The sequence below is a fragment of the Stomatohabitans albus genome (assembly GCF_036336025.1).
GTDB classification, from domain to species: domain Bacteria; phylum Actinomycetota; class Nitriliruptoria; order Euzebyales; family Euzebyaceae; genus Stomatohabitans; species Stomatohabitans albus.
Genome location: NZ_JAYKKE010000001.1, coordinates 475,770 through 496,847, shown reverse-complemented (window position 1 = coordinate 496,847; position 21,078 = coordinate 475,770). Strand labels below are relative to the sequence as shown.

Below are 21,078 nucleotides of genomic sequence, written 5' to 3'. Positions count from 1 at the left end.
TGTCAATGTGTTCGTTTCATTCATTTTTTTCGAATCGTTCGAATTCATGGTATAAAACGGCATCGAAGATAGCAAGGATGAGTGGTAAGGAGTTCCTTCTCTGGCACCGGTAATAGCTGGACACGATTGGGTATAGGCCGCTACTAGGGGTTGACGATAAAGGTCAGTTTGTGCCCCTTGGAGGTAGGTGTAAGCGTTACGTCTTGCAAATCAGGATGGTCGTATGCGAGTTCCTGGGCGGCTTCAACGGTTTCTTCAACAGTTGTAGGTACTGGGGCTGATCGGGTAAGGAGATGATGTGTAAACACACCTCGGTGGTGTTTGGCCCAGTGGCTCACCACCTTCAGTATTCCCCCCTTATATTGGGCTGCCGCCACCTGAACCCAATCGTTGTTACCCATTGGGGTCCAAAATGGCAGATATGCCCCAGAACGACAATCGATGACCACAGACGATTGGGCAAGGGGATCCAATACATCATCAAGACGGCTTTCCCAAAACCGGTTCACCAACCCAATACCAGGCAATTTAACGTTGCCACTCAAACGGTAGGCACACACCATATCGTTTGGACTCACCACGCCATATAAGGCGCTCATAATACGCACATGCTTTGTGGCTCGACGTTTAGCACCACCACGTAACTCACCCAACTTTGCGGCGCTATATAACACTCCGGTATAGATATTGGCGGCTTCGCGTGCGGGAAGCGAATCGATATGCGCATTGTTGGCAATCTCGTCGATCAGCTTCGGGCCGATACCTAAAATATCAGCGGCATCGGCACGGCCAGATAATGCGATCAACGCATCCCGAACATTTTGGCGAGCTTGGGTCAATGTCGGTGAACCGGTGAGGCTATTTAAATCAGTTGGTTTCCCACGATCAGGTTGGTATTTGGACTCAGACGGGGGAAGCAACATCAACATGGGCCAAGCTTAGAGCGTTTGAGGAGAACGGGAAGAAACCGACATCATGGTCATGCGGTGGAGGCTGTTGGCAGGCAGTACTGCGATAGCAAAAAATACCCCCAACAATCGTGCATCTGTTGGGGGTTGAGTGGTCAATAGCATTTAGCCTTCTGGTGCCGCAGGTGCAAGTGCATCCTCAATCGCCTGAGGGTCCTCAGTAATGATGGGCGCTTCAGGAGCCACTGTCGTTGGCGGGAGGTGAATCGTTGGGGTGGGTGTTGGCGGCGCAGGTGGCGGTGTCGTTTCTGCGGGAAGAGGAATCGTGACCGATGATTTCGGGTTCTCAACCTCGGCACCACATGCACTCACTGCTTCAATCGCCTTGTTGTATTCCTCAAGAAACTCGCCATCAGGTGCGAGCAGGGTCATTTCAGTAATCTTCGGACAGGCATCGCGCAGCCAAGCCAGGGTGTCCTCATTATTGACAGGAAGTACGACCCCGCCTGCTTTACCGGCTGCTGGCGCGGCCAGCATGGCTCGGTGGGTATCATCTTGAGGCACTAAAAAGACGGTTGATAGGCGGTCCCCATCCTCTCGCCCCTTCAAGGTGGCCAGTTCTTGGAGTGTTGTCGCCGTTAATACCTTTGGTCCAGCAACTGAGGCATTAAAGCCAAAGACCTCATTGAGATTCAATCCCTTCACCAACTGATCGGTTTCTGGAATTGCGGTGTCACCATCGGCAAGGAGCATCGAGGCGGGATTCTTCCAGTCGGCTGCAACAGCCCCGGCCGCAGCGGCATTAAACAAATCCTTTGGGTCAACGAGTACGCCGCGCTGTGAGGGGCGATTGAACTCTTCACGCGTGAGACGTGCCACTTCATTATCAATGGCAACCATCGTGTTTTGCATGTCAAGGCCAGCAAAACGTACGACCTCTACCTCAATCTGGCTTTCCAGTTGGGTTTGGATATTCGGGCTCAGCAACACCTCACCGCCGAGCAAAATCACTCGCTTTGGATTGATTTCACGAATGACATCCAAGGTGCGTGGGGTGAGCTGCTCAGTATCACTTAGCAATAAGGGAGCATGCATGGCTCCAGACAGCCCCGCAGCTAATGTGCCATCAACGAAATCGTCTTGTTGAATGACGAGTACCGTTTCAGCCGAATTAAAGTCTCGACGAGCGACATCAACAGATGCATCAATGGGTGTTTTCCCACTCAGATACTTGATAATGACTGTCGTTGTCGTGATCGAATGCAAGACCCCGGTAGCTTGCAAACCCCCGAATGCAAGCCCAGCAAGGACTACGGCTTGGATAAACGTTAAGGCTGGGCTCGTCAACCAATCAGGCGTTTGTGGGCGCAAAGCGCGGACTTTCTTCTTGCCTTTTGATGTAGATTTTTTGCCTGATCGACGTAAGCGAGGTCCTTTTGATTTGGACGCGGCCTGTGCCTGCTCAGCTTTAATTGCCCGGCTACGGCCGGTGTCTTCAACAGAAACGGCGACAAGGTTTGCATCGTCGTCGTCATCATGGGGGCGGGGAGTGGTCACCATGTTGTCCTATGTTCGCTGTTCTACGCGGGGCGTGCCACGCTTAGCTATTACACCAGAAAACAGGTCGCCCTGCCTAGTGACTACCACAGCCGCTGGTTTCTGCTTCTACAGGAGCGTTGTTCCCACATCCGCCGCCACCACAGCAACCGCCACCACAGCCACCACCTTCACTTGGTTTTGGCGTAAGCATGGCACCAACCGTGGCCGTCAATCCGATCCGATCGACTTTCTCGTTACCAAGTCGTGGCAAAGCGCGTACGACGAGCACATCTTTGGGCGCAGCAGGGGCACCCAGTGCAGCCTTGACATGGTTGCGGACAACGTCAAGGCTGAGGCGGGCCCGCAACCCCTCACGGTTAGGATCCACGGGCACTAATACGGCAACAACACGTTGTCCCCATTCCTCATCTGGGATACCAACGACCGCGGCTTCTTCAACATCGTCAAGCTGTTCAAGAATTTGGCTGATCTGCCCACCGATAACCTTTTCGCCACCGGTATTGATGACATCGTCGGCGCGCCCATACACGGTGACGTCACCGTCACGCACTTCGCCCAGGTCAGCACTGGTGAACCAACCGTCGGGATCCAGCCCTTCACCAAGCTCCGTCGTCACATCGGTTGCAAGACCATTTGTGAGCCCCCGTCCAGCATCGGTTTGAATACGGTATCCAGCCATCAGGGTTGGCCCCCCAATACGCAACCGGCCACTCGGTGTTGCAAGTACGCTGACGCCATCGAGTGGTTTGCCGTCATAGACGCACCCGCCAGCCGTTTCAGTCATTCCCCACGTTCGAACTGCGTGTGGCCAAGCGTCGGCAACTCGTTGGGCAATCGCGGCTCCGCCAATGAGCACCACGGTACCCTCTTGTTGGCGAACCCCCGCCTCTGTGAGCCGGAGAGCCATGGTCGGCACGAGCGAAAGGTGGTGGGGGCCATCAAGCGCTTTGATGGCATCAGGGTCAAACCCATCGTGCACAACGGTTGGGGTTCCTGAAACCACACCGCGTAACACGGTAAGTAAGCCGGCAATGTGGTGGAGGGGTAGCACATTGAGCCAGGGAATTGATGGATCGGCTTGGGTGCGTTGTAAACCGGCACGAACACTGGCTTCAAGTGCCGAACGTGTGAGTTGTACACCACGTGGTTCTCCGGTTGATCCAGAGGTTTGGATAACTGCTACAACATCATCGGGCACCCCACGGCCGAAGGGGAGGTTGACCGGCCCACCGGGTTTCATGGTTGAGCTGGGTTGCATTGCCGCAAATAACCGTCCAAAATTTTGACCTTCTAATCCAGGGTCATAAGGGAGGATGGCTGGGCCGGTTCCTTCCCATGCAGCGAATAGTGAAGGAAGCAGGACATCTGGGGTGGCCGGGATGGCGAGGAGTTCACGCATGGCGTCACGGTATCGCACAAGTGCAAACCCAACATCTATCAACCGTCCTGATTCTCTCAAGATTGCACCTATAAACAGGTACCTCTAGTCCATAGCCTGTGCGGTCTATGTTCTACCGTGACCAGGCCCTGGCCTCGTACCATTAGGCGCATGAACCCTTATGTTGAGGCGGCCAGACCAAAAACCCTGTTTAATGCCCTAGCTCCAGTGGTAATGGGAACAGGGGCAGGGATAGCTGGTTCAGTCGAATACGCCGAAACCCTACAGGCTAACGGCCATGAACCCCTTGCTGCCCATCCGGTGAGCCTGATTAGTTTTGTCCTGCTAGCCCTCGTCGTGGCAACGTCTGCGACCGTAGCAGTGAACTATGCCAACGATCTCTTTGATGGCGTTGCCGGAAACGACAGCCCGGACCGTACAGGTCCGCGCCGTGCAGTAGCAGCCGGACTGGTCACCCCACAAGCGATGACGCGTGCCTTAATGATTGCGATGGCGGTGTTTATAGGGTCTGGCCTGGCGCTTATTGTGCTCGCCCAAGCATGGGTGTTATTGCCCATAGGGATCATCTGTTGCTTGTTGCTCTATGCCTACAGCGGCGGTCCCTATCCGTTGGCCAGTCATGCTCTTGGAGAGGTAGCGGTATTCCTGACCTTTGGCTTGGCAGCCACTATGGGAACTGCCTATGGCCTCAACGGCTTACCGTGGTATGGGCTGGCCTATGCAATTGGTATTGGTGGATTCTCATGCGCCGTGTTAGAGGCAAATAATATTCGTGATATTCCGGAGGATTCGGCAAACGGAAAACATACCCTTGCAGTCCGGCTTGGTGATAAACAAGCCCGGAACGTTTATACCGGACTGGTACTCCTTCCATATCTTGTAACAATCTGGAAGTGCGTGGAATTAGCTGGAAAATCGATAAATCACCCAGGTATGTATGCCGCTTTCCTACCAGCTTGCGCATTGCTCTCATTCCCCTTGGCCTACCGAGGTATTGCACGGGTACGTTCTGGAGCCTCTGGTCAGGCGCTGATTCCAGTTCTGGCAAGTACCGGCCTAGCCATGACGGTGTGGGCGTTGCTGATGGCTGTAACCATTACCCTGAGTGCCATACTGCTCAGCCCTCAGTTCTAAATAGTTGAATACCCATCATGAATCATGGTGCCCCGCAGGCGATACGCCTAGACCCCAACACCCTTGGTTTACCTAAGGCAATTGACCAGGCCATTGGCGTGCAGCTTCATTTACGGTTTCGATTCCGGCGCATTTTGACCCGAGAAGTTCTCCTCATTCATGGCCCAAATGGATGGGGAGAGTTCTGTCCATTCCCGGAATACGGCCTTCCTGCAACACGCTTGTGGTTAGCCAGCGCGTTAGAAGCAGCCATCATCGGGTGGCCAGACCCGGTTCGTAGCGATGTACCAATCAATGCGACAGTACCGGCTATTTCTCCTCCTGATGCGATGGCGATTGTTCGTCAAACGAATGCGACAACCGTGAAAGTCAAAGTCGCTGACCCTGGGCAAACAATTGACGATGATGTTGCCCGTCTTCGGGCTGTTCGACACGCCTTAGGTGATACCGGCCAAATCCGCATTGATGCGAATGGGGCTTGGCATGTCGATGAGGCAATTGCCCGTGTTAAGGCCTATAACGATGCGGCTCGACCCCAAGGGGCTGATACCCGTACCCCTGGCTTGGAATATGTTGAGCAACCGTGCCAAAGACTCCAAGACCTCGCTGAGGTTCGTGCCGCAACCGGCGTTCGTGTGGCTGCTGACGAGAGTATCCGTCTTGCACCAGATCCATTTGAAATACCTGGTCTTGATCAGGCAGCAGACCTCATTGTTGTCAAAGCCGCTCCCCTTGGGGGGGTTCGGCGAGCACGTGCAGTGGTTGACACCCATGGGTTGCCATGTGTCATTTCAAGTGCACTAGAAAGTGCAGTGGGGATGCGTGCTGGTGTCGCCCTTGCAGCGAGTGTGCCAACGTTGGCTGGAGCTTGTGGTCTTGGTACAGGTCAACTGTTTAACCACGACGTTTCCTGGCCGATAAGTACGACAGGCGAAGAGGCCCTCGGGCCAGTATCGCCTAACAATCTGGATTATGTCGATAGACTTGACGGACTAGAACACCTAACTGCCCAGCTGCGTGACACGATGCGTAGTGATGGCGATAAGAACACACTGACACGTAGAGACTGGACAGATGGGGATTAGCTCAGCAACGCTTAGTGCAACGCTAATAGATGAATTAGTTAACCAGGGAGTAACCGATGTCGTTATCTCGCCTGGGTCCAGATCGACTCCACTTGCGTTGGCGTGCATCAATGATTCACGTCTGGTCTGTCATGTCCGCGTTGATGAACGATCCGCTGCCTTCCTTGCGGTGGGAATTGGTCGGGGCAACCTCATTTTGGGGAATACTAAACCGGCCCTCGTGATATCCACATCTGGTACCGCTGCGGCTAACCATCGTCCAGCAATTCATGAAGCAGACAATGCTGGTATCCCACTGATTATCATTTCAGCTGACCGACCAGAAGAGTTGCATGGCATTGGGGATAACCAGACCATGCCTCAAACGAATCTGCACCAGAACTATGTTCGGGCATCGTTCAACATTCATGACCGTGGAGAAGGCAAAGAGGCTGGCACCTCAATTCGATCAACAGCAGTTCAAGCGGTTGTCCACGCCACAGGTAGGGGAGGGTCGGCTCCTGGCCCAGTCCATATCAATGTTCATTTGCGCGAACCGTTAACGGACGCCCTTTGGGAACCTCAACCGCTGGACGGTATCAGTCCGATTGTGCATGCCCCCAATCGGGTACCCGGAGAAGTGCTCTATGAACTGGTTGGATTGTTTAGCGCAATAAATCAGGTTCTCGTCGTAGCTGGTGACGGGACCCATCCGTACGATCAGCGCCACCTGATCGAACACTGTGAACGCCTCGGTTGGCCAATTATCGCTGAACCAACGAGTGGGGTTAAATATGGTGGGACCCTCATCAAAAGTGGCCCATGGTTAGCATCAAACCAAGACTTCATTAATCAGGCTACCCCTGAGGTTGTTGTGGTCCTTGGCCGCCCCACGTTGAGCCGTGATGTAACCGCCCTTATCGGGCGTGCCCGTGAGGTCATCCAATTTGACCCTGAAGCCCGGGGATGGAACCCCTCACGCCGGGCCACGCACCTTGTATTTAGTCCGATTTCAGAGCTCTTGCCCGATGTTGAAAATGAGTCGGATAGGTCATGGCTATCACGGTGGCAAATTGCTGACGCACGGGCTATGGAAGCGGTTGATATCGCAGTATCAACGGATCATGGGGCGGTAACAGCTGTTCGTGAATTGGTCCGTGACCTGATTGAAAATCCCGAACCACACCTGCTTGTACTTGGGTCATCATCCCCAATTCGAATCGTCAACGAAACCGTTCCTGTACTGCCAAACTTGTCGGTCATTGCCAATCGAGGGGTAAGCGGAATCGACGGCTTTACTTCTACTGCAATTGGTGCAGCATTGGCGACGGGTCGACGGACATTAGCGATTACGGGTGACCTGTCATTCTTACATGACATTCCCGGGCTCATTAACAATGCGGCACCGGGGGAGCCGATACCAGATCTAACCATTGTGGTTATCAATAATGATGGTGGGGCGATTTTTGATCGGCTCGGGCATCTTAAGGCCGTTGATCAGAGCGTATTCCGGCGGGTATTCACTACACCGCACGGCCATAGTCCGGCCAAGATTGCGCGTTCGATGGGGTACGAGTCCGTTCGTATCCAAAATGCTGAACAGGTAGCGGCAACGGTAGCTAATATCCCACCCAAGCCTGGTATCCGGGTTGTCGAGTTTGCGAGCGATCCCGAAGAAACACGTATGACCTACGCCTCTATTTCGATGGCCATCGCAGAGATGTTTGCTCCAGAAGAACCTTATCCGGGGTTTACTAATCCACAGAAATCAACTTGGTAAGCATCCTCAGGTATGGGCGAGGCAAAACCTCAAGATGACGCAACCCGGCTATGAATAGGGCTTAGCAAGCGCCTTCCCCAACGTGTAAGGCAACTATCCCTCCGGACAGATTCTGCCAGCGCGGTTGGTTAAGGCCGGCCTCAGCAAACCATCTGGCGAGGTCCCGCTGGTGTGGCCACGCCAAAATGGAATCCGCCAGGTAGGAATAGGCGTGAGGGTCGCTTGTGAAAACCTGGGCTAATGCCGGTAGGGCAGCAACGAGATAATCCGTGTAGATGCGGTTAAACAGCCAGTTGGTCGGCGTAGAAAACTCCAGGACACACACCAGGCCACCAGGACGGACCACACGGCTGAACTCACGAAGCGCTCCCTTTGGATCGGGAAAATTGCGTAATCCAAACGCAATAGTCAATGCATCAAACTGATTATCGGCAAACGGGAGGCGGTTACCGTCTCCATTAACGAGTTTGAGTGGTGCCAGGCCTTTGGCGGCATCTTGTTTTGCCCCTGCCGCAAGCATGCCTTGACTGAAATCAAGGCCAACAACATCGGCCCCTGTTTGGGCTAGCAGACGTGCCAATGGGGCTGTGCCAGTAGCAACATCCAAGATACGCATCCCTCGTTTAGGGTTAATCGTGTTGACCAGTACTCGCCGCCAGTGTTGGTCTGAACCCATACTCAAAACCGTATTGCCAAGGTCATATTTTGGGGCAACCCGATCAAACATTTGGCGCACAAGTTCAGCATTTTTTTCAGCGGTGGGGCGAGCGTCTGGCAAATTGACCGTCATGGCTCCACCTTAAATGTGCATAATGTGGGCGACCATGTCTTCAGAATTGCTGGCTGATCTTCCTGCTACCCACGGCTATGCCCTTGTTGGCCCCCACATTGCGGTTGCTGGCCGTGGGGTTGCTGAACGTTTTCGTCCAAGCGACCCCACCCGTCGGTTTACCCAAGCGGCACAGTGGGTTAATGCACACCTAGGTGAAGAGGATCTTGCCTTTATGTCCTTCACTTTTGACCCGCTAGACCCTGGTAGCGAAATTGTTCGTTGTGCCCAAGTGGCTGAGGTCTATACGAACGGTCATATCGACGAGCCGGTTGTGCGACCATCAACCACACTGGATGGTGACGATGCCAGTCAATTTAAATATATGGTTCGCCAGGCGGTGCAGCGCTTGACAAACGGCGAGTTAGAAAAGGTCGTGTTGTCACGAACCATCGACTTGCCCGCCAAGGGCGTGACGGTGCCCATGTTCGCCTCAGCGCTCCATGATGCTTTTCCGATGTGCCTAACCTATGTCCATGATCAATTTGTAGGTGCCAGCCCAGAGGTGTTATTACGACGACGGGGTGGAGAAACCACCAGTCTGGTGCTGGCTGGATCAGCACCGGTTCAAGACGCAGAACGATTACGCAAGAGCAAAAAAGACCTCAACGAGCATGTGATTGCCCGAGACTCAGTGGCTAATGCGTTGGGTGGATTCACCGCCCAGATTGATATTGATGATGAACCGTTCATCCTGCGCCTACCCAATGTCGCCCATCTAGCCAGCCATGTTCGTGCCACAATTGACCCGGCCGTACACACCATGACGATTCTTGATGCCCTTCATCCCACCGCGGCAGTTTGTGGCACACCAAGAGAGGCTGCACTTGGCGTTATTCGGGCGCTTGAACCAGAGTCTCGCCACCAGTTTGCCGGGCCAACTGGAGTGATTCGGGGCAACGGTGATGCAGATATTGCACTCGCCCTACGCTGTGTTCGATTCGGGCCGGGGAATACGGCACGTGCTCATGTGGGCTGTGGCATTATGCCTGACAGTGACCCAGACGCAGAAGCCAATGAAACACGATTGAAGGTCGCTGCGGTTGCAAATGTGATTGCTGATTTACGTACAGACTGAAAACATCAATTTCTGTGTGCAACTGGCGTGTAAATCGGTACAGTGGTCAGCCCTGTCCGCGCCCGGTTATCCGAAGGCGCCCCACGTTTGCCTGAGGAGATCATCATGAAGGTAGTGAACAGCATCGGTTCCTTGAAGCGTCGTCATCCTGACTGCCAGGTTGTCCGTCGTAAGGGCCGTGTATATGTGATCAACAAGACCGCCCCACGCTTTAAGGTGCGTCAGGGTGGGGCAAAGAAGAAGACCTACTAGGTGGTCTTGCGTAGGGAGTGGCTTCGGCCACTCCTTTTTTATTTTTCGGTTTAACGTGAATGAGCTTCTGACAAACCATCTGTTTTACAAGGGTGTGTGCGAGTAGCCTGTATCGAATGCAACCCTTAGGAAATCCTGCGCCGGCTGGCGAACATGAATGTGACGTTGTTGTTGTTGGCGGCGGGCCAGGTGGTTCAGCGACGGCTGCCATGTTGGCTAAACATGGCCATCACGTCATCCTAATCGAAAAAGAACGCTATCCACGTGACAAGACGTGTGGTGACGGTCTCACCCCTCGTGCCGTTGTTGCGTTACAGCAGCTTGGGTTGTATGAGGAAGCTGCGGGAGAGGTTGACGGGTTTGCCATACAAAAGGGATTGCGTATCTATGGTGGCGATATGGTGTGGAACCTGCCCTGGCCAGAAACGGACCGATTCCCTAGTTACAGCCTGACCTCACGGCGTGAAATTCTTGACTATCGCTTAGCTGAGTATGCCCAAGAATGCGGGGCAACTATCTGGAGTGAAACAAAGGTTACGGAACCGGTATTTGGTGCAGATCCCGGCCACTGTACGGGTGTGATGTTTCAGAGCCCGAATGGGGCCGGCCAGGTTCGGGCCAACTATGTTGTGGCTGCTGACGGTGGATCAAGCCGTATTGCGGTGAAACTAGGACTGCCACGCGATCAGGCTCGTCCTATGGGTACTGCAGTTCGTGCCTATTACAAGAGCCCACGGGCATCGATGCAATATATGGAAAGCCATCTTGAGATGCGTGCCGGTGATGAATTATTGCCCGGTTATGGTTGGATTTTCCCGCTCGATCATGGTCTTGTGAACGTGGGCTGGGGACTAATTTCGACGAGCCCGCAGTACCAGAAAGTGAACTACCGCCAACTCCTTGATGCGTGGGTGAATAATATGCCTGAGAGCTGGGAGATCTCCACTGAAACACAAGTGGGGAGGGCAAAGAGTTCACCGTTGCCTATGGCGCATAACCGTCATCCACACCTCTATCGGGGTGTTCTTCTCGTTGGGGATGCTGGAGGTATGGTGAGCCCGTTCAACGGTGAGGGGATTAGCTATGCGCTTGAAGCTGGATATATGGCCGCAGAAGCGATTGACTCAGCTCTTGCAAATGGGTCTCACCGTGCATTAGAGGCTTATCCGGCTGCGGTGCGGGCTGCCTGGGGAGGATATTTCCGACTGGGTATCTATTTCCTTGAAGCGATGGGTAACAAGGACGTCATGCGCCTATGTACCCAACACGGGTTACCGCGGCGCTATGTGCTCGAATTTGTTAATCGCACGATGGCGCAACTGATCAATGAACCAAGACCGCACAATATCACTGACGTTGTGATTGGAGGGTTGAGCCGTTTGGTTCGTGCCGCATGAGTGAACAACCCCAATCTGCCCAACATGAAGGTGATGTACCGCTTACCCCTCGTCAAAAGCGGCGAGCGAAACAAGTACAACAGGCGAGGGCGGCCCGTGAGGCGAGTCGCGCCGCAAAAAATAAGTCTGAAACACCTACACCACAGCGAACGAATGATCGAACACCATCAGAGCCAGTACATGATAGCCCCACACGGCCGATGGCAGTCAGGAAGACAACGGCACAACCCCCCTATCCAGAAGGAGCCAAAGCGGGTGAGGCCCTCCGGTTAACGTTTGCGGGAAGTGCTGAAGCCGTTGAGCAGTTACCTGAAGGCGGACATGAAGTTGCGGTGATTGGTCGTTCGAATGTTGGTAAATCGAGTTTGCTTAATGCACTTGCCGGCCGGAGCCAAGGGAAGAATGAACTTGCACACACCAGTTCTGCTCCGGGGCGAACTCGGCTACTGAATGCATTTTCACATGAAGGTGGCGGACAACTCGTTGATTTGCCGGGGTATGGGTACGCCAAAACCTCGAAAGCAGAACGTGAACGGTGGCATCACCGCATGTTGGCCTACCTAGAACATCGCAAACAGCTCGCACTTATACTTTCTTTGATCGACGGGAAAGTTGGGCCAACGGAAGACGATTTACGTCAGCTTGCGTGGATGCGTCAACGGTCACTTCCCGTAATAGTCGTTATTACCAAGGTGGATAAGGTGCCTGCCACGTGGCGGCAGGATCAAATTGAGGCGATTCGACAAGCCTGTGAAATGGACTTAGTTCACCCCATCAGTAGTCATTCCGGTCTTGGTATTAAGGACTTAAGAGACCAGGTGAGAGGGTTTCTGGTAGCCTAAAGCAGTCCAGGAGCACCATAACGTTCCTAAAAGTGTTTAAACAAGTCGCGGACAGGGTTAGCCTTGGTTCAACTCGTGCGCGAAAAGCGCCCAACACATAAAGGTAGGCGACGTGCTGGTTCAATACCTTCCCATGCTTATGCTGCTTGCGTTAGCAGTTGTAATGACCCTTGTTCTGGTTTATGGAACCCAGATCCTTGGGCCACGTAATCGTACGGTTATTAAGGCATACCCCTATGAGTCTGGCTTGTTGCCTGAGCGCCAGAACCTCATCGAGCGCAACCGTTTTCCTGTGCAGTTCTACATGGTTGCCATGTTGTTCATTATTTTTGACATTGAAGCTGTCTTTACATTCCCCTGGGCAGTCGTCCTCCGTGATCTGGGATGGTACGGCTTTGGCGTCATGGCGGTCTTTTTGTTACTGCTCATTGAGTCGTACTACTACATCGTCAAGAAGGGTGCGCTTGACTGGGAAGGGTTTGACCAGACTCGTCTCGCCATCCGCAAGGAGGACGTTAACTAATGGGATTGGAAACAAAAATCCCGCAAGGGGTGCTACTCACGAGCGTCGAAAAGGTTTTGGGGTTCGGTCGCAGTCGCTCCATCATGCCGAATACCTTTGGGTTGGCGTGCTGTGCTATTGAAATGATGGCTACCGGGTCTGCTACCTACGACATGGCGCGCTATGGGCTAGAAGTATTCCGTGGGAGCCCTCGTCACTCTGATCTCATGGTGGTTGCCGGACGAGTCACCCAAAAAATGGCACCTATCTTGCGAAATCTCTACGACCAGATGGCTGAACCCAAATGGGTGATGTCTATGGGTGTGTGTGCCACAAGTGGCGGCATGTTTAATAACTATGCCGTCGTGCAAGGTGTTGACCATGTTGTCCCCGTAGACGTCTATGTGCCTGGCTGTCCTCCTCGCCCTGAATTGTTGTTACAGGGATTTATGCGACTACGCGAAAAAATCTTGAACGAACAACTTGTTGAGCGTCCTCGCAAGGGTGAAAGTATGGAAGCCTTCCGTGCTCGCACGGGGTGGGTTGACGGTGAAACACTTGATCCCAACCGTCATAACGGTGATATTGCAGCCCCGGCGTTACATCGCATTACTCCTCGGTCAGAGGTTGTGAGCGGGCGTGGTGATCGCGTCAGCCAGATTCATTCGGCACAAGCCATTCAACAAGGGTCTCCTGCCTCAGGTTGGCCTACAAACGGGATGTAAGCGGGGCGGTTATGACTGAAGAACAACACCTCGAGAGCCCCGAAGCGGAAGCACAAGAGCAGGCCCTCAGCCAGGTGCCATTACCTGTGAGTGAACCACTACGGATAGTGGCACGCGTACTCACCGATGCGCTTGATTCAGCGGTTGCCAGTGTGGCATTCAATGAATTGACCATAGATGTCTCCCTTGAAGATGTCCTCGGTGCCTTTGACCTTATTGCTAATGAGCTTGGGACTGAAGTCTGTTTGGATGCTAGTGCAGTGCACTGGCCCGGCGGGGTTTTTGAACATACCGAACAGGTAACGACCGGTTGGCCAGTCTTTGAAGAACATGTGGACGGCCACTTTGATGTGTTGTGGCTATTTCGCGGGTTAGCAACTCCGCGCACGTTCCGGTTACGCACCAAAGTCACAGATACGGACCCGCGGGTACCGAGTGCCACGGCGTACTGGCCCTCAGCATTGTTCATGGAGCGTGAAAGTTGGGATCTCATGGGTGTGATCTATGAAGGGCACCCAGATCTTCGCCGCATCATGATGCCTGATGATTGGGTTGGTCACCCCGTCCGTAAAGATTCCCCGCTTGGCGGTGTTGAAGTCACCTTCCATGGTGCAAGCGTGCCGCCTGCTGATGAGCGGGACTACTAGGAGCCACGATGACGACATTTGCTAACGCTCCCGAGTTCACCGTTTCTGGTGGCGACTGGCAGAACCTTCCCCCAGCCGTTGAAGACGACAAGATGATCATCAACATGGGCCCGCAGCATCCATCTACCCACGGGGTATTGCGGTTGCTCTTAGAGATGGACGGTGAAATTGTCACCAAAGCCACACCAGTCATCGGGTATTTGCACACAGGTATCGAAAAGAGTCTCGAATATCGTCCCTGGACCCAGGGCACCACATTTGTCACCCGTATGGACTACTTGACGAGTTTCCATAATGAGTTGGCTTATTGCCTCGGTGTGGAAAAACTATTAGGTATTACGGACGACGTTCCTGAACGGGCTCAGGCGATCCGTATCATCTTGACTGAGTTCAACCGCATCGTCAATCACGTGGTGGCCTTCGGTTCTGGCGGAAATGAAATGGGCTCTACCACCGCAATGATTTATGGGTTGAGCCAACGCAACATGATTTTGGACCTCTTTGAAGCGGTCTCTGGGTTGCGTATGAACCATGCATTTATTCGCCCAGGTGGCGTGGCGAATGATGTTCCCCACGACTTTGTTGACCATGTCAACAAGCTGCTCAAGGAACTGCCGCAGTGGTTTGCTGATAACGCCGCTTTATTGGAAGGCAACCCCGTGTGGATGGACCGCAACGTCAATGTTGGGGTATTAACCGCAGACGAGCTGCTCGCCCTTGGCGTCACCGGACCAATGCTACGTGCCGCCGGGATCGCCCAAGACGTTCGTAAATCAAATCCGTACTGCAATATTGAGCAGTACGATTTTGATATTCCAACCCAAGTTGCTGGTGACGCCTACGCCAGGTTCGTAGTCCGTCTGCGTGAAATAGATGAGAGCTTACGCATCATTCGCCAAGCCATTGACAACTTCCCATCAGGGCCAGTCATGGTTAAGGATAAAAAGATTGCGTGGCCAGCCCAACTAGCACTAGGCCCCGATGGATTAGGGAATGCACCGGCCTATATCGGCAAGATTATGGGTCAGTCTATGGAGTCACTGATTCACCACTTCAAACTCGTGACTCATGGGTTTGATGTTCCCAAAGGCACCGTATTTGCCAGTGTTGAAAGTGCTAAAGGTGAGCTTGGTGTGCATATGACTAGTAACGGTGGCAACAAACCCTGGCGTGTCCATATGCGTGACCCATCCTTTACACATGTGGGCACCTTGCCCTTCATGATCCCCGGCCATCAGATCGCTGATGTTGTTGCCATCATTGCAGCCGTAGACCCAGTTATGGGCGGCGTTGACCGGTAAGGAGTAGCGATGTTTACCCCAGAATTACGAACTAAAGCTGAACAGCTCTGTAATCGGTACCCCGAACGTCGTTCGGCCCTCCTGCCGCTCTTACACCTGGTGCAATACCAAAATGGGTGGATCACGCGTGACAGTATCAACGAATGCGCGGAACTTGTTGGGATGACTGCTGCCGAGGTTGAAGCGGTGGCCACGTTCTACACGATGTACAAACATGATGGCCCGATGGGTGATCACTTGGTGAGTGTATGTACAAACTTTGCGTGTGCTGTTCGCGGTGGTAAAGCGGTCTACCAAGCCCTCCAAGACCATCTCCAAGTTGGTCATGAGGGCACCACAGATGATGGCAAGATCACCTTGGAACATGCTGAGTGTTTAGGCAACTGTGAAGGCGCCCCCGTGGTGACCGTTGACTACATGAACTATGAACGGTTAACCCCTGACCAAGCGGTTGACCTTGTTGATAACCTGCGTGACGGTGTTGTACCGCCGCCCACTCGTGGGATGATTCCGCCTGGTGTACGAGCCATCAGCCATCGGTTGGCGGGTATTGGCCCGATTGATGAGCAAGCGCCAGGACAAAAGCTTGGCCTTGATACAGCCAAAGATGGTGGAGTTGTTCGACCCGAAGCGGGACCTGATAGCACGGGATTGAACATGATTGATCTGGGTAGCGCCCCTGAAAAGGAGGCAGAACATGCCTGAAGTTAAATTGCTTTCTCAGCGCTACGACGTTGAGGATGCACACACCCTTGAGGGGTATGAACGCACCGGCGGGTGGAAGAATCTGCGCCGAGCGTTTGAACGGAGTCCTGAAGAAAACCGAAACCTCGTGAAAGATTCCGGTCTACGCGGCCGTGGAGGGGCAGGGTTCCCAACTGGTTTGAAATGGAGTTTTGTTCCTCAAGACACTGGAAAACCCATTTACCTTGTTGTAAATGCCGATGAGGGCGAACCCGGCACGTTCAAAGACCGTGAGTTAATGGAACGCGATCCGTTCAGTTTAGTTGAAGGGATCATTGCCAGTGCGTATGCACTCAATAGCCCACGGTCATTCATTTTTATTCGCGGAGAATACGTCTTCCCTGGTATTCGTGTCGAAGAAGCCATCTACGCGGCGCACAAAGCCGGGTGGCTCGGTGAGAACATCCAAGGCACAGGCTTTAGCCATCACATCACCTTGCACTATGGTGCGGGTGCCTACATTTGTGGTGAAGAAACCGCCCTCCTTGAAGCGCTGGAAGGTCGCCGTGGACAGCCTCGTCTACGCCCACCATTCCCTGCTGTTGCTGGGCTCTATGCCAGCCCAACGGTCATCAACAATGTGGAGTCAGTCACTGCGGCTGGCTACATCATGGGCCAAGACAGCCCTGACTGGTACAAGCAATGGGGAACAGAGAAAGCACCTGGTACCAAGCTCATGTGTATTTCAGGTGAGCTGAATCGTCCTGGAAATTATGAAATCGAATTGGGTATGAGTGCCCGTGATGTCATTGAAGAGCTGGGGGGTGGTGTGGTCGATGGACGCCCCGTAAAGTTCTGGGCGCCAGGGGGTTCGTCTACACCGATCCTGACGGCAGACCACCTGGACTTAGGAATGGACTATGAGTCCATTGCCGAAGCGGGGTCCATGCTTGGCACCGGTGCCCTGATGGTCTTTAGTGACCGAACCAGTGTTGTTGAGGCGGGGCTCAACTGGCTGCGCTTTTATGAACATGAAAGCTGCGGCAAATGCACCCCCTGCCGTGACGGTGGCTACTGGATGGGGCAAACCTTGCAACGTATCCGAGATGGCCGTGGGACATTGGGCGATATTGATCTGCTTGTTGACCAGTCCCGAGGCATCAAAGGACGGTCATTCTGTGCACTAGCTGATGGGTTCAGCGGGCAGATTCCCCAGATGATCAAGTACTTCCGAAATGAATTTGTCGAACTGGTCGAGAACGGCCGTGTTGGTGACCATATCGTGCCCCATGTTGGTCCGGTGGTCTCCAACGCCCAGGCTGATCGCCCGAATTTGATGGTAGGGACCGGCAATGTCTGAGCAGACTTCCAACCTGATTAGCATCACCATAGATGGCCAAGAAATCTCGGTTGAGCCGGGTACCTTAGTGATCCGCGCGGCTGAGCAGCTTGGCATTACCATTCCACGTTTCTGTGAACACCCACTCCTTGACCCCGTTGCGGCTTGTCGTCAATGTCTTGTAGACGTTGAGGGGGCGCGTAAACCTGAGGCTGCATGTGCATTGGCCGCACGCCCTGGGCTGGTGGTTCGCACACAGCATACGAGCGAGTTTGCCGCACAGATGCAAGCGGATGTGATGGAGCTGATTCTGGTCAATCACCCGCTTGACTGTCCCCAGTGCGATAAGGGCGGGGAGTGCCCACTTCAGGACCAAGCATTAAAGCATGGTCACCCTGACACTCGGATGGCTGAGCGTAAATCGACCCATGCGAAGGCGATGCCGATTAGTCCGCTCATCAAACTTGACCGTGAACGGTGCGTACTGTGCGCGCGGTGTACCCGCTTCTCGAAGCAGATTAGTGGCGACGCGTTTATCGAGTTAATGGAGCGGGGTGCCCTTGAACAAGTTGGCATCTATGAAGATCAGCCCTATGAGAGTTACTTCTCAGGGAACGTCACACAGATCTGTCCCGTTGGGGCATTAACTGCAACGACCTATCGCTTTGGTGCCCGTCCGTTTGATATTAAACGAATGCCAGGTATCGGATACCACGACGCATCAGGCTCAAATATCCGTGCTGATGTGCGTCGTGGGGTGATTCAACGGGTCATGGCCCGAACCAATCTCAGTGTGAACGATGCATGGATAGATGATGCCACCCGCTTTGGGTTTGCCTTCATTCAAAGTGATGAACGTCTTGTTTCACCCCTCGCCAAGGTTGGCGACACACTGAGTGCAACCACATGGAAAGAAACCATCCAAGACGTTGCAACTCTGTTGAACCAGACCCCGAGTGAGCGTATCGGGGTACTCGCCGGTGACCTCATCACCGATGAGGATGCCTATGCCGTTAGTCGCTTTGCTCGAGATGTGCTGGGGACTGACAATGTTGATTTTCGGGCAATACCAACCCAGGAGGAACTTGTTGAACTCCCAACACTGCTTGGGGTAGAACAAGCGACCAATGCCGATATTGATGGGGCTTCGTGTGTGGTAGTCACCGGTATAGAACCGCATGAAGAGAACCCCGCTTTGTTCTTACGGTTGCGGAAGCATTGGCGGAAACGTGGCCTGAAAATTGTTGTTATCGGTCCAGTGCTTGGTCGCCTCGCTGAAATTGCATGGCAATGGATTCCCACCGATGCAGGTGAAGAACGCGACGTGCTGTACACCTTGGCCGACGGCAGTGATCAGCGCTTGGCACCCGTCTTTGACGGTATGGGTGACAACCTGGTGGTCCTTGCTGGCGAACGCATTGCCCAAAGCCCTGGAGCCTTTAAAGCTGCACGGCATCTCGCTGGGGTGAAAAATGGACGCTTCGCCTGGATTCCACGACATGCGGGAACCCGCGGTGCACTTGAAGCTGGTTTGTTACCGGGTGTCTTGCCTGGTGGCCGTCCATTAACCGAGCCTGGTCCAGTTGCACAAATGTGGTCTCGGGTACCAACCAAAACCGGGAAAGATACCCGGCAGATGCTTGAAGCCGCTGCGAATGGTGAATTGGATGTGCTGTTCTTGGTTGGTGCCGACCCGATGGTCAGCGTTGGAGACCCTGAACTCGTGGCCAAAGCGCTGAACACCGCGACGGTTATTACCACTGGTGTGTTACGAAATACGAGTGTGCTTGCATCCTCTTATGTATTCCCAGCTGCGGCACCAACAGAGCGTGTTGGCAGTTACACCAACTGGGAGGGCCGCCGACAATCCTGGCCCCAAGTAACAGGTGCCGTTGGTAGCGTCTTACCTGAGTGGGACATCGTCCGCCAACTGAGCAAGGCGATGGACCGCGATTTGGGTTGGCAGACCGCCAATGATGTTCGCCGAGAAGCGGCGGTATTGATGGGTGACACCAGTGCTGCTGCCCCTTCAGCCGCCACAGGTAGTTCACCAACGGATACTTCGACAGGTCAGGGTTTAAAGAGCATTGTGGTTCATCAGTTACTTGAACCTCAAGCGCTGTTAACGGATGCCCATGAGTTACTTGCAGCTGGTCCTGGTGCCCGAATTTGGATACATCCCCAAGACGCCAAAGATATTTCTGATGGGCAAGCCGTGCGTGTGAGCTGTCCGACCGGCACGGTGCCCCTTACCGCCACCATCACTGAAGCGATCAAACCTAACCATGTGGTGATCGCTCGTTCGGCCCTCGCTGACCTGGGTTCAGGTTGGCGTAAGGTCACCGTCTCCGGGTCAAAGGAGTCCTAATGCCTGTCAACGGAATTAACGACTGGCTCGACGTTCTCATCGTCTTCCTCGTTGCACTTTTGGGCCTCATGCTTTGGCTCTTAGGTACCGCGATGGTTATTTGGTTTGAACGCCGGCTTATCGCACGCATGCAGTATCGCGTTGGTCCTATTCAGATTGGCCCCTGGGGTATTTTCCAGTCCTTTATCGACGGGCTCAAGTTCTTCATCAAAGAAGATATGATCCCCGAAAAGGTTGATCGTGGGGTCTATGTCATCGCACCACTGATCAGCGCAGTGGTGGGGATGAGCTTTATGGCCATCATCCCCTTTGGCGGCACGATGGAATGGTTTGGCCGAGAGGTGCGCCTACAGATATGGGATCCCAATGTCGGGATGCTATGGGCGCTGGCCTGGTCATCAATCGGGGTCTACGGCATCATCTTGGCCGGTTGGGCCTCCAACTCTAAATATGCGCTGATGGGTGGGGTTCGCGCAAGCGCACAAATGATTGCCTACGAACTCGCCTTTGGGCTGAGTGTCTGTGCTGTATTCATCTGGAACGGGTCAATGCGCATGAGTGACATTGTTGCCGCCCAGGGGGCTGCCCTATTTCCAGGTATCCCGGTACTGGAATGGTTACCGGCATGGAACGTTATCCCAATGTTCCCAGCGTTCGTTTTATTCTTTACCGCTGGTCTTGCTGAAACTGGTCGTCCACCCTTTGACTTACCAGAAGCTGAAGGCGAACTGGTCGCAGGGTTCATGACCGAATACACCGCTGCCCGATTCGCGATGTTCTACCTGGCTGAGTTCATGAATATGATCACCATGGCAGCCTTCACGGTCACCTTATTCTTTGGTGGCACCGGTGGACCATTAACGGGTATTGGCATTGTTGACATGTTCTTGCCAGGTATCTGGTTCTTTATCAAGATCCTCGTGTTCTTATACATCTTTGTAGCGTTCCGCGGCTCAATGCCTCGTTTCCGCTACCCGCACCTGATGGACTTGGGTTGGAAAGTCATGTTGCCAACCGGCATTTTCTGGGTGGCTGCTACCGGGTTTATTGTTGCGATGCGTACCGGTGTCATTGACGGTGGGCCAAGTGTGGCTGAGGTTCTTCCCTGGCTCGGTGGGGTCATTTTATTAACCGCCCTTGCTTGGTTTATTGGACCATTCCTGAACGATGCCCCTGAAGATCACGACACCTCTGAAGACCATGATGTCCTCGAAGAAGAATCCGATGACGACGTGATGGCCACGTCCTCATCTATGACCGGAGTCTGAT

The 21,078-nt window shown here is 53.6% G+C and carries 19 protein-coding genes; 15 read left to right on the top strand and 4 right to left on the bottom strand.

Features of this window, described 5'->3' with window-relative positions:
* Nucleotides 1–143 precede the first annotated feature (143 nt).
* The 3 genes from VCU37_RS02135 to VCU37_RS02125 form a co-directional block, all read right to left on the bottom strand.
* A complete protein-coding gene (locus tag VCU37_RS02135; protein WP_336248984.1) occupies nt 144–929 on the bottom strand; it encodes a YaaA family protein in 786 nt (261 codons plus the stop codon).
* A 144-nt stretch (nt 930–1,073) separates the two neighbouring features.
* Entirely contained in the window at nt 1,074–2,468 is a 1,395-nt protein-coding gene (locus VCU37_RS02130; protein WP_336248983.1) for a cell wall-binding repeat-containing protein, read from the bottom strand.
* A gap of 73 nt (nt 2,469–2,541) precedes the next feature.
* Nucleotides 2,542–3,867, bottom strand: coding sequence for an AMP-binding protein (locus tag VCU37_RS02125; RefSeq protein ID WP_336248982.1), 1,326 nt, complete (start codon nt 3,865–3,867; stop codon nt 2,542–2,544).
* A gap of 150 nt (nt 3,868–4,017) precedes the next feature.
* On the opposite strand from VCU37_RS02125, the gene menA reads away from it, so the two are divergent.
* Genes menA through menD form a run of 3 tightly spaced genes read left to right on the top strand, consistent with a single transcriptional unit; the run spans nt 4,018 to nt 7,845 of the window.
* Nucleotides 4,018–5,001: a 1,4-dihydroxy-2-naphthoate octaprenyltransferase gene (gene menA / locus VCU37_RS02120; RefSeq protein WP_336248981.1), complete on the top strand. Its 984-nt coding sequence runs from the start codon at nt 4,018–4,020 to the stop codon at nt 4,999–5,001.
* Between the two features lie 17 nt (nt 5,002–5,018).
* Nucleotides 5,019–6,086, top strand: a complete 1,068-nt coding sequence (locus tag VCU37_RS02115) for an o-succinylbenzoate synthase (protein WP_336248980.1) — start codon at nt 5,019–5,021, stop codon at nt 6,084–6,086.
* A complete protein-coding gene (menD, locus tag VCU37_RS02110) occupies nt 6,076–7,845 on the top strand; it encodes a 2-succinyl-5-enolpyruvyl-6-hydroxy-3-cyclohexene-1-carboxylic-acid synthase (protein WP_336248979.1) in 1,770 nt (589 codons plus the stop codon). The genes VCU37_RS02115 and menD overlap by 11 nt, the downstream gene beginning before the upstream one ends.
* A gap of 61 nt (nt 7,846–7,906) precedes the next feature.
* On the opposite strand, the gene VCU37_RS02105 is transcribed toward menD, so the two are convergent.
* Nucleotides 7,907–8,635 carry a class I SAM-dependent methyltransferase gene (locus tag VCU37_RS02105; RefSeq protein ID WP_336248978.1) on the bottom strand — a complete coding sequence of 243 codons (729 nt, stop codon included), beginning with the start codon at nt 8,633–8,635 and terminating at the stop codon, nt 7,907–7,909.
* Between the two features lie 34 nt (nt 8,636–8,669).
* On the opposite strand from VCU37_RS02105, the gene VCU37_RS02100 reads away from it, so the two are divergent.
* The 12 genes from VCU37_RS02100 (at nt 8,670) to VCU37_RS02045 (ending at nt 21,077) form a co-directional block, all read left to right on the top strand.
* Nucleotides 8,670–9,752 carry an isochorismate synthase gene (locus tag VCU37_RS02100; protein WP_336248977.1) on the top strand — a complete coding sequence of 361 codons (1,083 nt, stop codon included), beginning with the start codon at nt 8,670–8,672 and terminating at the stop codon, nt 9,750–9,752.
* A 105-nt stretch (nt 9,753–9,857) separates the two neighbouring features.
* Nucleotides 9,858–10,004: a type B 50S ribosomal protein L36 gene (gene ykgO, locus VCU37_RS02095; protein WP_336248976.1), complete on the top strand. Its 147-nt coding sequence runs from the start codon at nt 9,858–9,860 to the stop codon at nt 10,002–10,004.
* A 116-nt stretch (nt 10,005–10,120) separates the two neighbouring features.
* Nucleotides 10,121–11,401, top strand: coding sequence for an NAD(P)/FAD-dependent oxidoreductase (locus VCU37_RS02090; protein WP_336248975.1), 1,281 nt, complete (start codon nt 10,121–10,123; stop codon nt 11,399–11,401).
* Nucleotides 11,398–12,243 (top strand): ribosome biogenesis GTP-binding protein YihA/YsxC, encoded by an 846-nt coding sequence (gene yihA / locus VCU37_RS02085; protein WP_336248974.1) that lies wholly within the window; start codon nt 11,398–11,400, stop codon nt 12,241–12,243. Before VCU37_RS02090 ends, yihA begins: the two co-directional genes overlap by 4 nt.
* A 112-nt stretch (nt 12,244–12,355) precedes the next feature.
* The gene (locus VCU37_RS02080) at nt 12,356–12,766 is read left to right on the top strand and encodes an NADH-quinone oxidoreductase subunit A (protein ID WP_336248973.1); all 411 of its coding nucleotides are present in this window, start codon (nt 12,356–12,358) and stop codon (nt 12,764–12,766) included.
* Nucleotides 12,766–13,470, top strand: coding sequence for an NADH-quinone oxidoreductase subunit B (locus VCU37_RS02075; protein ID WP_336248972.1), 705 nt, complete (start codon nt 12,766–12,768; stop codon nt 13,468–13,470). Before VCU37_RS02080 ends, VCU37_RS02075 begins: the two co-directional genes overlap by 1 nt.
* Before the next feature lie 11 nt (nt 13,471–13,481).
* Entirely contained in the window at nt 13,482–14,117 is a 636-nt protein-coding gene (locus tag VCU37_RS02070) for an NADH-quinone oxidoreductase subunit C (RefSeq protein WP_336248971.1), read from the top strand.
* Nucleotides 14,118–14,125: 8 nt separating this feature from the next.
* The gene (locus tag VCU37_RS02065; protein ID WP_336248970.1) at nt 14,126–15,418 is read left to right on the top strand and encodes an NADH-quinone oxidoreductase subunit D; all 1,293 of its coding nucleotides are present in this window, start codon (nt 14,126–14,128) and stop codon (nt 15,416–15,418) included.
* Between the two features lie 9 nt (nt 15,419–15,427).
* Entirely contained in the window at nt 15,428–16,123 is a 696-nt protein-coding gene (locus tag VCU37_RS02060) for an NADH-quinone oxidoreductase subunit NuoE family protein (protein ID WP_336248969.1), read from the top strand.
* On the top strand, nt 16,116–17,462 hold the full coding sequence (nuoF, locus tag VCU37_RS02055; protein ID WP_336248968.1) for an NADH-quinone oxidoreductase subunit NuoF: 1,347 nt from the start codon (nt 16,116–16,118) through the stop codon (nt 17,460–17,462). Before VCU37_RS02060 ends, nuoF begins: the two co-directional genes overlap by 8 nt.
* Nucleotides 17,455–19,809 (top strand): NADH-quinone oxidoreductase subunit NuoG, encoded by a 2,355-nt coding sequence (nuoG, locus tag VCU37_RS02050; RefSeq protein ID WP_336248967.1) that lies wholly within the window; start codon nt 17,455–17,457, stop codon nt 19,807–19,809. Before nuoF ends, nuoG begins: the two co-directional genes overlap by 8 nt.
* Entirely contained in the window at nt 19,809–21,077 is a 1,269-nt protein-coding gene (locus VCU37_RS02045) for a complex I subunit 1/NuoH family protein (protein ID WP_336248966.1), read from the top strand. Before nuoG ends, VCU37_RS02045 begins: the two co-directional genes overlap by 1 nt.
* The last annotated feature ends 1 nt before the right edge of the window (nt 21,078 follow it).